This is a genomic window from Kribbella koreensis (assembly GCF_039525325.1).
Lineage (GTDB): Bacteria > Actinomycetota > Actinomycetes > Propionibacteriales > Kribbellaceae > Kribbella > Kribbella koreensis.
Genome location: NZ_BAAAHK010000008.1, coordinates 99,749 through 118,329, shown reverse-complemented (window position 1 = coordinate 118,329; position 18,581 = coordinate 99,749). Strand labels below are relative to the sequence as shown.

The window sequence follows — 18,581 nt, the reverse complement described above, 5'->3', positions numbered from 1 at the left end:
ACCGGGTTGGTACTCGGGGTCATGATCGGACGAGCCATTGATTAGGAAACCTTCCTAACCAAAACCTGTTCGCCCCCAGGTTGGAGCTTGTCATGCTGAGTCCGTCCCGGCTGCGCGCTCTGGGAGTGCTGCTTGTCAGCGCTCTGTTCGCCGCGCTTCTCACCGCCACCCCAGCGACACCGGCCAACGCCGAGTTGCAGCATCCCAGACAGGAGTTTCTCCGCCAGGCGACCGGCGGGCTCTTCCTGCACTGGGGGATGCGCACCTCCCCCGGCTACACCAGCTGCAACGCGTGGGAGAGCGCGGTCACGTCGGGCAACTGGGATCCGGCGTACTGGGTCCGCGAGGCGCAGAAGCTCCACGCCCAGTACCTCGTACTCGCCACCTTCCACAGCCGCCTCGGCTACGCACGACCCTGGCCGTCAGCCATCCCCGGCAGTTGCCACTCCAAGCGCGACATCCTCAAGGAGACCATCGACGCGGCGACCGCCAAGGGCCTGAAGGTCATCCTCTACATGACCGACGACCCGCAATGGCACGCGGAAGGCCTGCCGGCAGGGAAAAGCTGGCTCGACTCGGCTGCCTACTCGCAGTACAAGGGCAAGTCCGTCGACCTGACCACCCGCGACGGATTCGGCGAGTTCAGCTACGACAACTTCGTCGAGGTGATGCAGCGGTACCCGGCGCTCGGCGGCTTCTGGATCGACAACGACAACGCCTACTGGGAGACCCACGGGCTGTACGAGAAGATCCGCCAGGACCGGCCCAGCTTCACCCTCAGCAACAACAACGAGGACACGCCGATCATGGACATGATCAGCAACGAGCAGAAGACCGGCATGTCCCCCGCCTACGACTACCCGCAGGCGATCTACACCGCGGCACCGCGCCTGATCGAGGCCGACTTCAAGCTCCCGAGCACCGGTTCCTGGTGGTACGGCGGTGGCGACCCCGCCGTCGACACCGGGCTCAACATCGGCCGGCTGATCAGCAACACCGGCTCGTCGGTGAAGTCGCTGATGGCCGAGACGGCGATGGTCAACGGCCGCTTCCCGGCCAAGCAGGAGCAATTCAACAACCTTCTTGACAAATATCTCGACCCGATCTGGCCGTCCGTCACCGGTACGACGGGAGGCGGCTACGACCGCGGCGGCCTGCAACCCGGCTACTGGAACGACGGCGCCCACGGCGTCACCACCGTGAGCTCCACCAACCCGGACCTGCACTACGTCCACGTCCTCACCAAGCCCTCGGGCAGCACCCTCAAGATCCGCGACAACGGCTACCGCGTCACCAGAGTCACCAACCTCCGCACCGGCGCCACCATCGCCAGCAGCCAGGCCAACGGCACCCTCACCCTGACCGGCCTCACCACCTGGGACCCGTACGACACGGTCTTCCGCGTCGAGACCGACGGCCGCGAGGGGATCATCCCGCCCACCACGTATACGACGACCGCCTCGGCCGGCAGCAATCCCGGCAACGCCACGGACGGTAGCTACCTGACGTACTGGGACAGCAACAAGACCACCCCCGTCTCCCTGCGCTTCGACCTCAAAGCACCGAAGCGGATCCAGTACCTCGGTATCAACCAGCGCGAGGACTCGGTCAGCTACGCCCGCTCGGCAACCGAGCAATCCGCCCGCATCCGGGACTACAAGGTCTACGTCAGCAGCGACGGCACCAACTGGGGCAACCCGATCAAGACCGGCACCCTGCCGAGCCACAGAGCGGTAGCGTTCATCGACCTCCCCGCTCAGACCGCGCGGCACGTACGGCTCGAGGTGCTCAACACCTACGCGGCGTCCAGCGACACCACCCGCTACAAGCGCCTCCGCATCGACGAGGCCTGGGTCGCTACGTCGTACGCGGGCGCAGGCACCCCCTCGACCCGGTATGAGGCCGAGAACGCCACCTGCCAAGGCACCGTCGACAGCGACCACGCCGGGTACTCCGGTACCGGCTTCTGCAACACCGACAACGCCATCGGCGCCAGCCTCCAGTGGACGGTCAACGCGACCACTGCCGGCCCAGCGAACCTCTCCATCGGCTATGCCAACGGCACCACGGCCGCCCGCCCCATGACCGTCACCGTCAACGGCGTAGCGGCAGGTACCCAGCAATTCGCCCCCACCGGCGCCTGGACCACCTGGCAGACCGCCCCGGTCGCCGCCACCCTCCAGTCCGGCCCCAACACCATCACCCTCACGGCGACCACAGCCACCGGCGGCCCCAACCTCGACTACCTCGACCGCTGACGCCGCACCCCGGCGACAGCCTCGACCGCCACCGCCCTAGCCCGGGCGACCATCCTGACCGCGAGCGCCCCCGACCGGCGTGCTCGCCGCACCAGCTAGTCCGTCACATCTCTCCGCCCGCCCCAGGAGGCAGTTGTGCGAACTCGATGGATCTTCATGGTCCTTGCAGTGCTGACCTTGTTCATCCTGCCAACCTCACCAGCCCACGCCGCCACCTTCGACGTCCGTGACTACGGCGCCAAAGGCGACGGCACCACCAACGACACAGCGGCCATCAACAAGGCGATCAACGCCGCCAGCGCGGCCGGCGGCGGCACCGTCCGGTTCACCGCCGGCAACTACCGCTCGGCGAACACGATCCATCTGAAGAGCAACCTCACCATCCAGCTCGACGCCGGCTCGACCATCCTCGGCGCCGGCAACGACACCTACGACGCCGCCGAGCCGAACCCGAACGACGAGTACCAGGACTACGGCCACAGTCACTTCCACAACGCGATGATGTACGGCGACCGGCTGACCAACGTCACCTTCACCGGCACCGGCACGATCGACGGCGACGACCACCTGATCACCGGCAACCCCAAGGCCGGCCAGGCCGACAAGATCATCTCGCTGACCCGCTGCAACGGCCTGAAGATCGACGGCATCAGGCTCCGCCAGGGCGGCCACTTCGCGATCCTCAGCAACGGCTGCGACAACATCACCTCCAACAACCTGAGGATCGAGACCGCCGGCGACCGCGACGGCTGGAACGTGATCAACGCCAAGAACGTCACCGTCACCAACGCGAACATCGCGGCCAACGACGACGCCCTGGTCTTCAAGAGCGACTGGGCCCTCGGACAGACGATCGACAACGGCCACGTCCGGGTGAGCGACTCCAAGCTGTCCGCCGGCTGCTGCAACGCGCTGATGTTCGGCTCGGAGACCTGCGGCGACTTCACCGACTACGTCTTCGAGCGGATCACCATCACCGGCGCCGGCAAGTCCGGGCTCGGCCTGGTCTCGATGGACGGCAGCAAGATCTCCGACGTGCACTACCGCGACATCACGATGTCCGGCACCCGCGGCCACATCATGCAGAAGATCGGCACCCGCCGGCGCTGCGGCGACAGCCCGGGGATCGGTGGCATCAGCGACGTCACCTACCAGAACGTCACCGGTACCTACAACGGCTCAGCCGGTACCGCCTACAGCTCGACGCTCTGGGGCGAAGCGGCCGCCGCCAACCGGATCCGCAACGTCAGCTTCGACAACGTCAAGCTCACCGTCCCCGGCGGCAACGGCACGATGAGCACGGGCGTACCGAGCAACGATCCGACCAACTACAACCCGAACAGCATCGGCACCCGGCCCGCCTACGGCTGGTACCTCCGCCGGGTCGACGGCGTGAAGTTCACCAACAGCTCGGTCGAGTTCGCGTCCAACGACGGCCGGCCGGCCGTGATCGCGAACGAGAGCAACAACGTCCGGCTGGACGGCTTCACCGCCGAGCGCGGCACCAACAGCCCACATGACATCGGGTTCCAGACCGTCACCGGGTACTGCGCAACAGGCCAGAACACCACCGGCGGCGCACTGCGAGTCAACGCCACGGGATCCAGCGGCAACTGCACACCTCCCAGCAGCACCCGGCTAGAGGCCGAGAACGCCGTGTGCCAAGGCACTGTCGACAGCGACCACGCCGGGTACTCCGGTACCGGCTTCTGCAACACCACCAACGCAGTCGGCGCCAGCGTCGAGTGGACGGTCAATGCGCCCACCGCAGGCAGCTACACGCTGGGCATCCGCCATGCCAACGGCACCACGGTCAACCGGCCGATGAGTGTGACTGTCAACGGCGCAGTCGTCGCAGCCGCTCAGGCGTTCCCTGGTACCGGCGCCTGGACCACCTGGCAGACAGTGCCGGTCACTGCCGCCCTGCAGGCCGGCACGAACACCGTGCGGCTCAGTGCGACCACAGCACTCGGTGGACCGAACATCGACTACTTGGAGACGACGGCCCGGCCAGCGATGGCGGTTGCGCTCGAGAACGGCCTGGCGCGGACGCCACCGATGGGGTTCAACAACTGGAACTCGACCAAGTGCCGGGCGGAGTTCAACGAAGCGATGATCAAGGGCATCGCGGACCTGTTCGTCAGCAAGGGCCTGAAGGCGGCCGGATACCAGTACGTCAACATCGACGACTGCTGGGCACTCCCCCAGCGCAACGCCCAGGGCAACCTCGTACCCGACCCCGCCCGCTTCCCCAACGGCATCAAGTCGCTGGCCGACTACGTGCACGGCAAAGGGCTCAAGTTCGGCCTCTACACGAGCGCCGGCACCAAGACCTGCGACAAGGCCGGGTTCCCTGGTGGGCTAGGGCATGAGAAGCAGGACGCCAACCTGTTCGCCTCCTGGGGCGTCGACTACCTCAAGTACGACAACTGCAACAACCAGAACGTCGACGCCCAGCAGCGCTACAAGGCCATGCGGGACGCCCTACGCGACACCGGTCGCCCGATCACCTACTCGATCTGCGAGTGGGGCCGGACCGGCCCGCCGCGCGTGTGGGAATGGGGCGGCGACGTCGGCAACCTCTGGCGTACCACGGGCGACATCAGCGACAACTGGTCGAGCATGATCAGCAAGGCCCAGGCCAACCGAGTCCTGGCGCAGTACGCGGGTCCTGGGCACTGGAACGACCCGGACATGCTCGAGGTCGGCAACGGCGGGATGACCGCTGCGGAGTACAAGACGCACCTCAGTCTCTGGGCGATGATGTCTGCCCCGCTGCTGATCGGTACTGACCTCCGCAAGGCCTCTGACGAGACGTACAGCATCCTCACCAACCAGGACGTCATCGCTGTCGACCAGGACCGGCTCGGCCGCCAGGCGACGGTAGTCAGCTCCAGCGGCGGCCAGGTCGTCTACGGCAAGACCCTGGCCAACGGCGACCGCGCAGTAGCCCTCTCCAACGAGACCACGGCTGCAGCCACGATCAGTACTACGGCCGCTGCGCTAGGGCTCGGCGGATCCTCGTCGTATGAGCTGAAGGACCTGTGGAGCAAGACAACCCGTAGTACCAGCAGCAGTATCAGCGCATCCGTCCCAGCGCACGGCACTGTCATCTACCGCGTCTCCCGGGTCGGTACTACGACCCGCTACGAAGCCGAGCTGGCCAGCTCCACCCCCGGAAGCACAGTGGACAAGGACCACTCCGGGTACTCCGGTACTGGCTTCGTCAACACGCCCAACGCCGTCGGCAGCTATGTCGAGTGGACGGTCGCGCAGCCGCAGGCCGGCGCCGCCACTCTCGTGTTCGACCACGCCAACGGCACCACCACCGACCGCCCGATGGACATCTCCGTCAACGGCGTCGTGGTCAAGAAGAACGTCAGTTTCCCGAACACCGGGGCCTGGACGCTGTGGCGCGACAACGTGACGACGGTGAATCTCGCCGCCGGCCAGAACGTGATCCGCGCGACCGCCACCAGCACCGGCGGCACGCCCAACCTCGACTACCTGGAGGTCGCTCGATGAAGGCTCGCTGGCTGGCAGTGCTCTCCGCGCTGCTACTGATACCGACACCCGCGTCCGCTGCTCCAGCGGCAACCGACTACCAAGCAGAGAACGCGACGATCTCCAAGGGCGTGGTGGAGTCCAACCACGCCGGCTACACGGGGACCGGGTTCGTCAACTACGACAACGTCACCGGTAGCTACGTGCAGTTCGCCGTATCCGCGGCTTCGGCGGGGCCTGCGGGCCTCACCTTCCGGTTCGCCAATGGGACGACCACCGACCGGCCGATGACGATCACGGTGAACGGAACGACCGTCGCGACCGCGCGATCGTTCCCGGGGACGGGTGCTTGGACGACCTGGCAGGACGCGGTCGTCAACACCACTTTGGTTGCTGGAAGCAACACGATCCGGGCCACCGCGACCACCGCGAACGGCGGTCCGAACCTGGATCGGCTGCAGGTCGGTGCGCCGTCGGACACCGAGCACCCGACAGCGCCGGGGCAACCGGTCTGCAGCGACATCACCTTCAACGCGCTGACCCTGAGCTTCCCGGCGTCGACGGACAACGTGGGGGTCGTCGCGTACGACATCTACAACCAGGGGCAGAAGATCGCGGAGGCCCCGAATCCGCCGGGGTCGCCGTATCGGTTGACCGGGTTGCGGCCGAACGCACAGTACGAGTTGTCGGTGTTCGGGCGGGATGCGGCCGGCAATGTGTCGGCGACCAGCCCGGAGGCGATCTGCACGACGACGGCTGATCCGGGTGACCCGACGCCGCCATCCGCTCCGGGGCAGCCCACGGTTACCGGGGTCAACCAGACTGGGGCCACCGTGTCGTGGGGCGCGTCTACGGATGATCGGGGCGTTACGCAGTACGACGTCAGGAATGCCAGCAACGCAGTACTCGACTCCGTGACCGGTACGCCGCCCGCGACGTCGAAGACGCTGAGCACGCTCGCTTGCAATACGGCGTACACGATCCATGTCGTGGCGAAGGATGCCGCGGGCAACACCTCTGCGAAGAGTCCGACGGCGACCTTCACCACTGGGGCTTGCGAGGGCGGCAACAACCCGGCGACGCCGACGCAGGTCTCGACCGGCTGGTCGATCCCGTGGGACATCGCCTGGGCGCCGGACGGCAGCTTCGCGCTGGTCACCGAGCGGGACTCGTTCAAGGTCTTCAAGATCAACAGGAACGGCTCGGGCAAGACCCAGGTCGGGACCGTACCGAACGCCGTCACCACCGACGGCGAAGGCGGCCTGATGGGGGTCGCGTTCTCGCCGACCTGGAACGGCGGCTCAGACCAGCAGGTGTTCTTCATGCACACCGCGTCCGAGGGCAACCGCGTCGCGAAGATGAACTTCAACGGGACGGCGCTGTCCGGCTACGGCACGATCCTGAGCGGGATGCGGAAGAGCCGCTACCACAACGGCGGCCGGATCCGGTTCGGTCCGGACGGCTTCCTGTACGTCGCGATCGGCGACTCGCAGCAAGGCAACCTGGCGCAGGACAAGAACGCGCTCAACGGCAAGATCCTGCGCATCACCAAGACGGGCGCGGCGGCTCCGGGCAACCCGTTCGGTACTGCGGTCTACAGCTACGGTCACCGCAATCCGCAGGGGCTGGCCTGGGACTCGGCCGGACGGCTCTGGTCGTCCGAACTCGGCGACTCGACGTCGGACGAGCTCAACCTGATCCAGCCGGGCAAGAACTACGGCTGGCCAACCTGCGAAGGCAGTTGCAGCACGGCCGGTATGACGAACCCGAAGAAGACGTGGTCGGTGTCGTCGGCCTCGCCGAGCGGGCTCGCTTATGCCAACGGAGCGCTGTTCATGGCGGCGTTGCGGGGTCAGCGGATGTGGCGGATACCGCTCAACGGCGAGAACGTCGGGACGGTCACGTCGCACTGGAGCGGGACGTACGGACGGCTGCGCGCGGTCGCGAAGGTGCCGGGCGAGAACGCGATCTGGTTCACCACCACGAACGCCGACAACAACGGCGGCCAGCCGGACGGCTCCGACAAGGTCCTGCGCTCCAACCTCACCACCGGGAAAACAATCTCAACGGCGAAAGCTGTTGCAGCAGACCCAGCGGCGATGCCGGCGGCTCCCTATCTCTATCTCGGTTGGGGCAATCCGCAGAAGCCCACCGACGTGATGAAGGCGGCCGGCAACAAGTGGTTCACGCTCGCCTTCATCCTGTCCGACGGCGGCTGCAACCCGAAGTGGGATGGCAGCCGCGCCCTCACCGGCGGCAGCGACCAGGCCGCGATCAACAGCATCCGCGCGGCCGGCGGCGACGTCATCCCGTCCTTCGGCGGCTGGTCCGGCAAGAAACTCGGCCAGGCGTGCACGAGCGCCTCGGCGCTGGCCGGCGCCTACCAGAAGGTGATCAACGCCTATGCGCTGAAGGCGATCGACATCGACATCGAGAACACCGAGTTCCAGAACAACACCGTGCAGAAGCGGGTGATCGACGCGCTGAAGATCATCAAGACGAACAACCCCGGTCTCAAGACCTACATCACGATGGGCACCGACCAGGGCGGCCCGGACTCGTGGGGCAGCGGGCTGATCAGCAAGGGCGCCGCGGCCGGGTTGGCGAACGACGGCTGGGTCCTGATGCCGTTCGACTTCGGTGGCGGCAGCACCAACATGGCGACGCTGTCGGTGAAGGCGTCCGAGGGGCTGAAGGCGAAGCTGAAGAGCGCCTACGGCTACAGCGACGACCAGGCGTACCGGCGGATGGGCATCTCGTCGATGAACGGCAAGACTGACGACTCCAGTGAGACGGTTCGGCTGGCTGATTTCAAGACGTTGCTCGCGTACGCGCAGCAGCATCACCTGGCCCGCTTCACGTTCTGGTCGGTCAACCGGGATCGGGCCTGCTCGGGTGGTGGCGCCGGGGACGAGTGCAGTGGGGTTTCGCAGAAGGCGTACGACTTCACGAAGGTCATCGCTCAGTACAGGTTGCCGACGGGTTTTAGCGCGCCGGCCGCTCGGAGTACCGACTGGTCGGTGGCAATGGTGGACTCGACGATGGCCCGGTACACGCCCAGTTCGCTCGGCGGCTGGTCGTACACGAACGGGCTCTATCTGTACGGGCAGTACCTGGTCTATCAGCGGACGCACAACCCGAAGTACCTGGCGTACATCAAGTCCTGGGTCGACCGGTTCGTCGACAGCAGCGGGAACATCGACAACAGCTTCGGCAACCTGGACAGCATGCTGTCGGGGCGGCTGCTGGTGATCCTGCATCACGAGACCGGGCAGGACCGGTACAAGATCGCCGCGACGAAGATCCGCAACCGGTTGAAGACCTATCCCCGCACGGCCGACGGCGGCTTCTGGCACGCGACCAGCCGGCAGCACCAGCTGTGGGGCGACGGGGTCTTCATGGTGAACCCGTTCCTGGCGGAGTACGGGCGGGAGTTCGGCGATTCGGCGTACACGAACAAGGAGACGGTCGACCAGCTCCTGACGTATGCGAGTCACCTGCAGCGGTCCACGGGGTTGCTGCGGCACGCGTACGACGAATCGCACACCCAGTCCTGGGCCGACCCCAGCACCGGCCAGTCCCCCGAGGTCTGGTGCCGGGCTGAGGGCTGGTACGGGATGGCCGCGATCGACGTACTGGAGGTGATCCCCGCCAGCCAACCCCGCCGGGCCGAACTACTCCAAGTGCTGCAGAAGCTCATCGCGGCCTACAAGACCTACCAGGACCCCGCCACCGGCCGCTGGTTCCAGGTGGTCGACAAAGGCGGCCGCTCCGACAACTGGACCGAGACCTCCTGCTCCAGCATGTACACCTTCGTCATCTCCCGAGCCGTCCAGCGCGGCTACGTGGACGCCTCCTACAGCACGGTCGCCCAACGCGGGTATCAAGGCGTCCTCGCCAAACTCTCTCTAGGAAGTGACGGCCGTACCAACCTCAAGGACATCTCCATCGGCACCAACGTAGGCGACTACGCGTACTACATCGCCCGGGACCGAGCCACCAACGACCGCCACGGCCTGGGCGCCTTCCTGATCATGAACGAACAACTCCGCTAACCCCGACCGGAAGGCGCCGAGACCCCGGGGGCGGGATCGCGGCGCCTTCCTCGTTCACTCCACGACCTCGACCGAACCGCTCGCCAGAAACACCCACTGGTACCCAGCGCAGGACTCGATGTCTGCAGGGCCGGCGTCCACGGTGCCTCCGCCGATGGCGATCTCCTCCCCCACCCAGCAGACCGTCTCCCCCCGCTCGTCGAGGAGAGCGACCTCACCCGAGCGGATCTCCACGCTCCATCGCCACGGCCAGGCGACCTCCACCAAGGTCCCGCCACGCCGGAGCATCAAGCAGTTCGTCGACTCGTCGATCTCCAGAGTCCCGGTCAGCAGCGCCTGCATCGCCTCGACGGCGATCAAGCGCTGCACCGACAGGCCCGGCAACTCCACCGGCGCGGTTGCCTCATCGACGCGATCGGCCGCGGGCCGGGCTCGCGGACGCCGTCCCCAGTCGTGCGGGGTCGGTGTGAAGGCGACGATCCGGATCCGCTCGTCCTCGAGCCCGCGAAGCCGATCGAGCAGGTACTGCGAATTGTCCAGGTCGAGCCGGACCATGACCTCGATCTGGTTCGCGTCGGTGTTCCAGCCACCGCTGATGCCGCGGAGTTCCGGGTCGTGGAAGAGCTTGTCGGCCAACCGCGACAGTTTGGTCCGCGAGTACCGCACCGACCTGAACTCCACGGTCAGGTCGCCGGCTGCCGCGAGCACGGACTCCATCAGCCGCCGTACCGAACGCGACGGCTCGTCGACCGACCCGACCAGACGAACCACCACGGAGCGCGTGGCGGCATCCACCGAGATCCCGCCATCCAGGGTCGGCCTACGTCGTACCAGCGCAGAGATCTGGACGGCCCGCTCGTCGAAGTCCCAGGTCTCGGTGACGTCCTCAGGAGACATCGCCCCCACCTCCGACCGCAGCTTAGGTCGAGATCCGGGCGGCGACCATGCGCCGACCCAGGCGGCGTGAACAGCTCCGGCGCCGGTCTCCGTGGAGGGAGAGCGGCGCCGGGAGGTGTTGAAGAAGGTCAGGCGGTGAAGGTGACGTCCAGAGTGATGGTGGTGCCGGAGAGGGCCTGGGAGACCGGGCAGTTCTTCTTGGCTTCTTCGGCGAACTGGGCGAACTCGTCGGCGGTCAGGCCGGGGACCTTGCCGTTGACGGAGAGCTTGATGCCGGTGATGCCCTCACCGGGGACGAAGGTGACGTCGGCGGTGGTGTCGATCGACTCCGGCGCGTTGCCGGCGCCGGCCAGGGCGTGGGACAGCGCCATCGAGAAGCAGGTCGAGTGGGCGGCGGCGATCAGCTCTTCGGGGCTGGTGATGCCTTCGGCCTTGTCGTTGGACCGGGCGGCCCAGGTCACGTCGAAGGAGCCGAGCTTCGACGACTCGAGGTTGACCTTGCCGGCCCCCTCCAGCAGCGAACCTTCCCAGTGGGCCTTGGCGGTGCGAATAGCAGCCATGCTCTTTGTCACTCCTAAGAAGTCAGTTCCCGGCCACGTCGATCGCGCCCGGATAGTGCGGTTCGTCGGTGTTCACCATGCTGTGCGCGGCCATCACCATGTACTTCCAGATCTCGTCGTCGCGCTCCGGCTCGAGCTTGATCTCGTCGAGCGCTGCCCGCATGTGCCGCAGCCAGCTGTCCCGGGCGCTCGGGGTGACGGCGAACGGGTTGTGCCGCATCCGCAGCCGGGGATGCCCGCGCTGCTCGGAGTACGTCCGCGGCCCGCCCCAGTACTGCTCGAGGAACATCCGGAAGCGCACCTCAGCCGGGCCGAGATCCTCCTCCGGGTACAGCGCGCGCAGCTCCGGATCGGCGGCGACGCCGCGGTAGAAGGCGGCCACCAAGCGGTGGAACGTGTCGGCCCCGCCCACGGCGTCGTAGAAACTCATCGGCTCGCTCATCGTCATCAGTGTCTCAAGCCACCGAAACGTGCCGCACGAGGGCGTCCCGTTCGGCGTCCGTGAGCTCCCGCTTGGCGTGCGTCTCGCCGTCCACGGCGACCAGAACCGACGTCGCCCGCGCGTAGAGGTCCTCCGTCTCACCCGCCCGGTCGACGATCCGGGAGCCCAGCGTGTACGACGTACGCCCGACCGCCTCGACCCAGACGTCCACGTCGTAGGGCGGATGCCGCAGCAGGATCGGCCGCAGGTAATCGACGGTCTGACTCACCAGTACGACCGGATAGTGCGCGAAGTAGTCGCCCTCGACACCCACCAGCTGGGCCAGGAACAGGATCCGGGCCTCCTGGAAGTAGTCGAAGTACCGGACGTTGTTCACGTGGTCGTAGGAGTCGATGTCGGACCAGCGGACCAGTACGGGATGACTGAACGTCACGAGCCCACCAGCTTCTCCAGCGCCGCCCGCTCCACCGGGGTGATCCGGCGCAGCCGATTGGCGGCGAAATCGAACGGGACGAGCCGGGTCCGCGCCTCGACATAGGTGATCCGGCCCTCGGGAGCAGCGTCCAGGATCTCGTAGTCGACCACGAACGACGCCGCCTTGATCTCGCTGATCCACAGCTCGATCCGGACCGGTTCGGGCCGGAAGACCAGCGGCCGCCGGTACTCCACCTCGTGCCGGGCCACCAGCAGCCCGGTCTCCAGGTCGTCGGCGCCCAGCTCCTTGGCGGTCCGGAACAGGAAGTCGACACGCGCGTCCTGCAGGTAGTCGACGTACCGGCCGTTGTTGACGTGGCCCAGCGCGTCCATGTCCCCCCAGCGGAGCGGACAGTGGTAAACGTGCCGGTTGTGATGATCCACACGGCGATCATCGCATCCTGACCGCACCGGCAATCACCGAACGTGGGTAATGTCATCCCCGGATGCGAACCGATCAGTAGGGAGCAGGCGGTATGAGCGAGCAGCGCGTGGCGATCGTGACCGGGTCGGCCCGGGGAATCGGCGCCGCCGTGGCGCAGCGGCTCGCCGCCGACGGCAACGCCGTCGCAGTACTCGACCTGGACGAGGCGGCCTGTGCCGCGACCGTCGAGGCGATCACCGAGGCCGGCGGCAAGGCCGTCGCGATCGGCTGTGACGTGAGCAAGGCCGACCAGGTGACCGCGGCCGTCGGGCGGGTGCTCGCCGAGCTCGGCCCGCCGACGATCCTGGTGAACAACGCCGGCGTCCTGCGCGACAACCTGCTCTTCAAGATGTCCGAGGACGACTGGGACACCGTCATGTCGGTGCACCTGCGCGGCAGCTTCCTGATGTCGAAGGCCTGCCAGGCTCACATGGTCGAGGCCGGCTACGGCCGGATGGTCTTCCTCTCCTCCACCTCCGCGCTGGGTAACCGCGGCCAGGCGAACTACGCCTCCGCCAAGGCCGGTCTGCAAGGCCTGGCCAAGACGCTCGCGATCGAGCTGGGCAAGTTCGGCATCACCGCGAACGCGATCGCGCCGGGCTTCATCGAGACCGACATGACGGCGGCCACCGCGGCCCGGGTCGGCGTCGACTTCGAGGAGTTCAAGAAGGCCACCGCGGCCACCATCCCGGTGAACCGGACGGGCAAGCCGGAGGACATCGCCGCCGCCGCGTCGTTCTTCTGCAGCGAGGAGGCCGGCTTCGTCTCCGGTCAGGTCCTGTACGTCGCCGGCGGACCCCGCAACTAGGAGTCGGACAGAATGCAGACCTTCACCGGCGTCGACGAGGTCGTCCACGCCGTCGGTACCCAGCTGGGCGAGACCGCGTGGCTGGAGATCACCCAGGAGCAGGTGAACCAGTTCGCCGAGGCGACCGGTGACCACCAGTGGATCCACGTCGACGTCGACCGCGCGGCGAAGGGCCCGTACGGCGGCACGATCGCGCACGGCTACCTGACGCTGAGCCTGATCGCCCGGTTCGGCGAGGAGCTGTTCTCGGTCGAGGGCGTCACGGCCAAGCTGAACTACGGCGTCAACAAGGTCCGCTTCCCCAGCCCGGTCCCGGTCGGCAGCCGGGTCCGCGCGAGCGCCTCGATCGCGGGCGCGCAGAAGACACCGGCCGGCGTACAGGTCTCGCTGCAGTGGGTCATCGAGCTCGAGGACTCCACCAAGCCGGCCTGCGTCGCCGAGACCGTAGTACTGCTCGTTCCCTAGAGCGGGCAGACCAGGACTGAGTGGGTTGCCGCCCGGCGGTAGCCCAACCAGTTGTTGACGGCAAGCATCGGCTCGTTGCCGTCGTAGTTGGCGGTGTACGCACCGACTACCCCAGCGTCGGCAGCCCTGTGCAGCGCCGCGCACTTCACCAGCTTCGCCAGCCCGCGCCCTTGGTGCCCGGGCATCGTCGCCGTCATCTGCGACCAGATCTTGTGATAGCTCCCGGTACCGAGCGTGAACCCGATGACCTCGTCGTCCTGCAGCGCCGCGACGCTCAGGTCGAGCATCATGCCCCGGGACTGCCACACGTCGGCCAGCCAGTCCTCGTACGGCCGGCTCTCGATCTTCGCATCGCCCGGTTTGATGCGCTGGGCAACTTCATCGGCCGCATAGACCAGCCGCGGATCCACCTCGGCCAACCGCGCCAGCCGAACCCCAGCCGGTACTACGGGAAGCGCCGGCGCCTCTCGCGGATCGATCCCCGCGTAATGCACCTGCCGCGTCTGCTGATACCCCCACTGCGACGCCCACTCCCGCGACGCCGGGTCGGCGAACACGCGAACGTTCACCGCCCCCGCCGCCTTCAGATGCGCATGCGTCCACTCCACCAGCCCGGTCCCCGCACCACGGCTGCGGTACTCCGGATGCACCAGCACCCGCAACTGACTACTGAGCGGGTTGGACCCCGGAATCACCGCACAACTCCCCCAGCCGATCAGCTGGTCGCCCTCGAACGCGGCAAAGGCGGCCCGAGCCCGCGACCCACTGCCCTCCTCGAGCCCGGCCCGCATCGACTCGGCAGTGGTCACCGACCACGGCTCGACGATCTCGTAGAGCGCCGCGGCGCCCGCGGCATCATCCGGTACAGCTGGCCTGATATCCATCGGAACTCCTTCAGGGGCGAAGAGTCAACGGGAACATACCCGCGGTCAGAACCGAACTGGTCTGGACTGCTGCAATAGTTATCGAACTCCAAGCGTCCTGAGCAGGCTTGTCTGGGTCTCGATCCGGCGATAGCCGAGCCAGTCGTTGATGGCGAGCATCGGCGAATTCGTGTCGTCGTTCGAGGTGAACGCGCCGGTGATGCCGGCCTCGGCGCAGCGCCGGAGAGCGACGGACTTCACCAGCTTCGCGAGTCCTCGGCCCCGGTACCCCGGAACGGTCCCCGTCATGTCCGACCAGGCCCGGTCGCCGTCGGCCGCGACCGCCGTGAAGCAAACCACCTCATCGCCGGCGAGCGCGGCGACGCTCAACGTCTTGTCCGAAGCCGGCGACTCCCAGATCTCCTTGACCCAGTCGTCGTAGTCCACCGAATCCATCGGCGAATCGCTCGGCTCGTCCAGGGTGGCGATCGTGTCGGCGAGGAAGATCTGCCGTGGCTCCAAAGTGTCCAGCGTCGCGATCCGGATCCCGTCGGGCACGGCAGGCTGCTCCGGAAGTACCCGTGGATCGACGCCCGAGTAATGCATCTCGCGCGACGGCTCATACCCAAGCGCGACTGCAAAAGACAGCCCAGCCGGCGTTGCGAAGGTACGGATCCGCAACGCGCCGACCTCACCCAGATGACCATGCAACCGCTCGGCCAGCGCGCCACCGATGCCACGACGGCGATGCGACGGATGGACCTGGATCGCCACCTCGCTCTGACCCGGCTCACTGGTCCAGACGTTCAGCCCAGCGGTTCCCATCCCGACGACCTGACCGCCGTCCTCCGCGATCAGCCCGAGCTGCCGCTCCGCCGCCGACCGCGTCGCGAACTGGTGCGCGATGTAGGCCGGCGACATCACGGAGTACGAATAGACCTCCCGCCGCAACCGCGAAACCACCTCGGCGTCGTCGGCCGTCATCACCCTGATTCGCATCTCCGGACCCTAGCCAGAGCGTCTCCAGGCCGCCAGCGGATTAGCCGCCCTCTTAGTTGGCACGCGATCGCAACAGCTGTGCGGCGGCTGTGATTCTGCCGTGGGCCTGGTGGGCATTAGGGTTGGCCGGTGCCCGTTATCGCGACCACATCGTTGACCAAGCGATACCCGCGTGTGACGGCCCTGGACGAGCTGACTGTCGAGGTGGGGTCCGGCGTGACCGGACTGGTCGGAGCCAACGGTGCCGGCAAGTCGACCCTGCTGAAAATTCTGCTCGGACTGATCGCCCCGACCGCCGGAAGCGCCATCGTGCTGGGACACGACGTGGTCACCGGCGGCGAGGCGGTCCGTGCTCTCGTCGGCTACATGCCGGAGCACGACTGCCTGCCTCCCGACGTCTCCGCGACCGAGTTCGCGGTGCACCTCGCCCAGATGTCCGGCCTGCCCGCGACCGCCGCCCGGGAGCGCGCCGCCGACGTGCTGCGCCACGTCGGCCTCGACGAAGCGCGCTACCGCCCGATGGGCGGCTACTCCACCGGCATGAAGCAACGGGTCAAGCTGGCCCAGGCCCTCGTGCACGACCCCAAGCTCGTCCTGCTCGACGAACCGACCAACGGGCTCGACCCGGCCGGCCGCGACGAGATGCTCGAGCTGGTACGCCGGATCGGCACCGAGTTCGGCATCCCCGTACTGATCACGTCGCACCTGCTCGGCGAGCTCGAACACGTCTGCGACCACATCGTCGTACTCGACGGCGGTCGTCTTCTGAGGTCGGAGTCGAAGGCCGCGCTGACCGGCGAGACCGGAGTACTGGCGGTCGAAGTACGGGATCTCAGCGGACGCGACCGACTGGCCGCCGCGCTGGAGCGAGCCGGCGGACGCGCGCGGACCGACGGTCCTCTGGTTCTCGTCGAGATCAGCGGCGAGGAGACGTACGACCTGGTCCGCGACTCGATCGCCGAGCTCGGCCTCGGACTGGTGAGAGTCGAGCAGCACCGCCATCGGCTGGAAGAGGTTTTCAGTGTCTGACCAGCAGCCCGGGTTGCAGCAGAGGGCTGGTGTCATCCATGACATCGGTTACCGGCACTACGACGGTCCGCGGCTCGGCCGGTTCGCGATCTGGCAGGCGCTGGTGGTGTCGAGCCTGCGGCATGCGTACGGGCTCGGCCGGTCCGGCAAGTCGAAGGTGATGCCGATCCTGCTGCTCGCCGTGATGGTGGTCCCGGTGGCGATCATCGTCGGCATCGAGAGCGCACTGCAGTTCGACAAGCCACCGGTGAACCAGGTGGACTACATCTTCTTGCTCCAGGCCGTCATCGCGCTCTACCTGGCCTCGCAGGCGCCGCAGCTGTTCTCGCGGGATCTCCGGTACCGCTCGATCGTGCTCTACCTCGCCCGGCCGTTGCGGCGGACCGACTACGCGCTGGCCAAGCTGACGGCACTCACCCTCGCGCTGATGATCCTCACCGGCCTGCCGCTGGTGATCCTGTACGCCGGTGCGCTGCTGGCCAAGTTCGACTTCACCGACATGACCAAGCAGTTCCTCAGCGGACTCGTCGCGGCCCTGCTGCTCTCGATCCTGCTGGCCGCGATCGGCGGACTCATCTCCGCCGCGACCCCGCGCCGGGGCTTCGCCGTCGCGGCGATCATCGCGGTCCTGATCGTCTCCTTCACCGCCGTCGTCACCACGACCGCGATCCTCAACTCGCAGGCCGACCAGGACAGCACGGCGGCCCACTACACCAACCTGGGTTCGCCTTTCACGCTCGTCCAGGTGCTGCAGAGCTTCATCCTCCGCGGCGGCGGCGACTTCGAACCGACGCTGGCCGAGGGTCTGGTCTTCACAGCCGTCTACGTCGCCCTCGTCGCGCTCTGCGTCTGGGGCGTCAACTCGCGCTACGCGAAGGTGGCCCGCGGATGAGCGTGATCGAGATCCAGAAGGTCTCCCGCTGGTACGGCAACGTCGTCGCGGTCAACGACGTGACGATGACGATCGGTCCTGGCGTGACCGGGTTGCTCGGGCCGAACGGTGCGGGCAAGTCGACGCTCATCACGATGATGGCGGGCTTCCTGCCGCCGTCGACGGGTGAGGTCACGCTGGACGGCGTACCGGTCTGGCGGAACGAGAGCTCCTACCGGCACATCGGGCTGGTGCCCGAGACCGAGGCTGTGTACGACACGTTGACCGGCTCGGCTTTCGTTGTGGCGAATGCGGAGTTGCAGGGCCTGCCGAATCCGGGCGCGGCCGGGGCCGCCGCGATCGCGACGGTAGCGATGGAGGAAGCGGCGGGGCGGCGCATCTCGACGTACTCGAAGGGCATGAAGCAGCGGATCAAGATGGCCGCGGCACTCGTCCACGATCCGTCGGTACTGCTGCTCGACGAGCCGTTCAACGGGATGGATCCGCGGCAACGGCTCCACCTGATGGACCTGCTCCGCAAGATGGGTGCGGACGGACGTACGGTGCTCTTCAGCTCGCACATCCTCGAAGAGGTGCAGCAGGTCGCGACGCACATCGAGGTCGTCGTGTCCGGGCGGCACGCGGCCTCAGGCGACTATCGCGCCATCCGCACGCTGATGACGGACCGGCCGGTGCTGTACCGGCTGCGCTCCTCGGATGATCGCCGGCTCGCGTCCGCGCTGATCGGCGATGCCTGTACGTCCGGCGCGGATCTCGATGGTGGCGCGCTGCAGGTGCAGGTCGTCGACTTCGAGCGGTTCAGCCGGATCGTGCCGTCGCTGGCGCGCGACCTCGGCATCCGCCTGCTGGAAGTCGCTCCGACCGACGAGTCCCTCGAGAGCGTCTTCTCCTACCTCGTCGGGAGGCGCTGA

Annotated in this window: 15 protein-coding genes; 8 read left to right on the top strand and 7 right to left on the bottom strand. The window is 67.1% G+C overall.

The genetic code is table 11. The features are described from left to right. Window positions 1-92 precede the first annotated feature (92 nt). The 3 genes from ABD116_RS18605 (at window position 93) to ABD116_RS18595 (ending at window position 9,817) form a co-directional block, all read left to right on the top strand. A complete protein-coding gene (locus tag ABD116_RS18605) occupies window positions 93-2,258 on the top strand; it encodes a discoidin domain-containing protein (RefSeq protein ID WP_343971286.1) in 2,166 nt (721 codons plus the stop codon). A 135-nt stretch (window positions 2,259-2,393) separates the two neighbouring features. Then, the gene (locus ABD116_RS18600; protein ID WP_343971283.1) at window positions 2,394-5,783 is read left to right on the top strand and encodes a CBM35 domain-containing protein; all 3,390 of its coding nucleotides are present in this window, start codon (window positions 2,394-2,396) and stop codon (window positions 5,781-5,783) included. After that, window positions 5,780-9,817: a glycoside hydrolase family 88 protein gene (locus ABD116_RS18595; protein ID WP_343971278.1), complete on the top strand. Its 4,038-nt coding sequence runs from the start codon at window positions 5,780-5,782 to the stop codon at window positions 9,815-9,817. Before ABD116_RS18600 ends, ABD116_RS18595 begins: the two co-directional genes overlap by 4 nt. Window positions 9,818-9,871: 54 nt before the next feature. On the opposite strand, the gene ABD116_RS18590 is transcribed toward ABD116_RS18595, so the two are convergent. The 5 genes from ABD116_RS18590 to ABD116_RS18570 form a co-directional block, all read right to left on the bottom strand. Further along, window positions 9,872-10,714, bottom strand: coding sequence for a hypothetical protein (locus ABD116_RS18590; RefSeq protein ID WP_343971275.1), 843 nt, complete (start codon window positions 10,712-10,714; stop codon window positions 9,872-9,874). 128 nt (window positions 10,715-10,842) lie between these two features. Beyond that, on the bottom strand, window positions 10,843-11,274 hold the full coding sequence (locus ABD116_RS18585; RefSeq protein ID WP_328321092.1) for an OsmC family peroxiredoxin: 432 nt from the start codon (window positions 11,272-11,274) through the stop codon (window positions 10,843-10,845). 22 nt (window positions 11,275-11,296) lie between these two features. Continuing rightward, complete coding sequence (locus ABD116_RS18580; RefSeq protein ID WP_343971270.1) at window positions 11,297-11,716, bottom strand: globin; 420 nt, start codon at window positions 11,714-11,716, stop codon at window positions 11,297-11,299. A gap of 13 nt (window positions 11,717-11,729) precedes the next feature. Beyond that, window positions 11,730-12,149: an acyl-CoA thioesterase gene (locus ABD116_RS18575; protein WP_343971267.1), complete on the bottom strand. Its 420-nt coding sequence runs from the start codon at window positions 12,147-12,149 to the stop codon at window positions 11,730-11,732. After that, window positions 12,146-12,574 (bottom strand): acyl-CoA thioesterase, encoded by a 429-nt coding sequence (locus tag ABD116_RS18570; protein ID WP_343971264.1) that lies wholly within the window; start codon window positions 12,572-12,574, stop codon window positions 12,146-12,148. The genes ABD116_RS18575 and ABD116_RS18570 overlap by 4 nt, the downstream gene beginning before the upstream one ends. A 92-nt stretch (window positions 12,575-12,666) precedes the next feature. On the opposite strand from ABD116_RS18570, the gene fabG reads away from it, so the two are divergent. Further along, window positions 12,667-13,422: a 3-oxoacyl-ACP reductase FabG gene (fabG, locus tag ABD116_RS18565; RefSeq protein ID WP_343971261.1), complete on the top strand. Its 756-nt coding sequence runs from the start codon at window positions 12,667-12,669 to the stop codon at window positions 13,420-13,422. A 12-nt stretch (window positions 13,423-13,434) separates the two neighbouring features. Continuing rightward, the gene (locus tag ABD116_RS18560; protein ID WP_343971258.1) at window positions 13,435-13,887 is read left to right on the top strand and encodes a MaoC family dehydratase; all 453 of its coding nucleotides are present in this window, start codon (window positions 13,435-13,437) and stop codon (window positions 13,885-13,887) included. On the opposite strand, the gene ABD116_RS18555 is transcribed toward ABD116_RS18560, so the two are convergent. Together ABD116_RS18555 and ABD116_RS18550 are read right to left on the bottom strand one after the other, a co-directional pair. Then, a complete protein-coding gene (locus tag ABD116_RS18555; protein ID WP_343971256.1) occupies window positions 13,884-14,771 on the bottom strand; it encodes a GNAT family N-acetyltransferase in 888 nt (295 codons plus the stop codon). The two genes, ABD116_RS18560 and ABD116_RS18555, sit on opposite strands and share 4 nt — an antisense overlap. A 78-nt stretch (window positions 14,772-14,849) precedes the next feature. Beyond that, complete coding sequence (locus ABD116_RS18550) at window positions 14,850-15,749, bottom strand: GNAT family N-acetyltransferase (RefSeq protein ID WP_343971253.1); 900 nt, start codon at window positions 15,747-15,749, stop codon at window positions 14,850-14,852. Between the two features lie 129 nt (window positions 15,750-15,878). Here ABD116_RS18550 and ABD116_RS18545 point away from each other — a divergent pair, with 129 nt between their 5' ends. The 3 genes from ABD116_RS18545 to ABD116_RS18535 are packed head-to-tail and all read left to right on the top strand — an operon-like array spanning window position 15,879 to window position 18,581. Beyond that, window positions 15,879-16,778: an ABC transporter ATP-binding protein gene (locus tag ABD116_RS18545; protein ID WP_343971250.1), complete on the top strand. Its 900-nt coding sequence runs from the start codon at window positions 15,879-15,881 to the stop codon at window positions 16,776-16,778. Beyond that, complete coding sequence (locus ABD116_RS18540) at window positions 16,771-17,670, top strand: ABC transporter permease (RefSeq protein WP_343971247.1); 900 nt, start codon at window positions 16,771-16,773, stop codon at window positions 17,668-17,670. The genes ABD116_RS18545 and ABD116_RS18540 overlap by 8 nt, the downstream gene beginning before the upstream one ends. Continuing rightward, on the top strand, window positions 17,667-18,581 hold the full coding sequence (locus ABD116_RS18535) for an ABC transporter ATP-binding protein (RefSeq protein WP_343971244.1): 915 nt from the start codon (window positions 17,667-17,669) through the stop codon (window positions 18,579-18,581). Before ABD116_RS18540 ends, ABD116_RS18535 begins: the two co-directional genes overlap by 4 nt.

What these genes read in the sequence shown, in the direction of transcription:
- ABD116_RS18555 (WP_343971256.1), bottom strand. Translation starts at nt 14,771, where the DNA reads ATGGATATCAGGCCAGCTGTACCGGATGATGCCGCGGGCGCCGCGGCG.
- ABD116_RS18560 (WP_343971258.1), top strand. Translation starts at nt 13,435, where the DNA reads ATGCAGACCTTCACCGGCGTCGACGAGGTCGTCCACGCCGTCGGTACC.
- ABD116_RS18580 (WP_343971270.1), bottom strand. Translation starts at nt 11,716, where the DNA reads ATGAGCGAGCCGATGAGTTTCTACGACGCCGTGGGCGGGGCCGACACG.
- ABD116_RS18585 (WP_328321092.1), bottom strand. Translation starts at nt 11,274, where the DNA reads ATGGCTGCTATTCGCACCGCCAAGGCCCACTGGGAAGGTTCGCTGCTG.
- ABD116_RS18595 (WP_343971278.1), top strand. Translation starts at nt 5,780, where the DNA reads ATGAAGGCTCGCTGGCTGGCAGTGCTCTCCGCGCTGCTACTGATACCG.
- ABD116_RS18605 (WP_343971286.1), top strand. Translation starts at nt 93, where the DNA reads ATGCTGAGTCCGTCCCGGCTGCGCGCTCTGGGAGTGCTGCTTGTCAGC.
- ABD116_RS18550 (WP_343971253.1), bottom strand. Translation starts at nt 15,749, where the DNA reads ATGCGAATCAGGGTGATGACGGCCGACGACGCCGAGGTGGTTTCGCGG.
- ABD116_RS18535 (WP_343971244.1), top strand. Translation starts at nt 17,667, where the DNA reads ATGAGCGTGATCGAGATCCAGAAGGTCTCCCGCTGGTACGGCAACGTC.
- fabG (WP_343971261.1), top strand. Translation starts at nt 12,667, where the DNA reads ATGAGCGAGCAGCGCGTGGCGATCGTGACCGGGTCGGCCCGGGGAATC.
- ABD116_RS18590 (WP_343971275.1), bottom strand. Translation starts at nt 10,714, where the DNA reads ATGTCTCCTGAGGACGTCACCGAGACCTGGGACTTCGACGAGCGGGCC.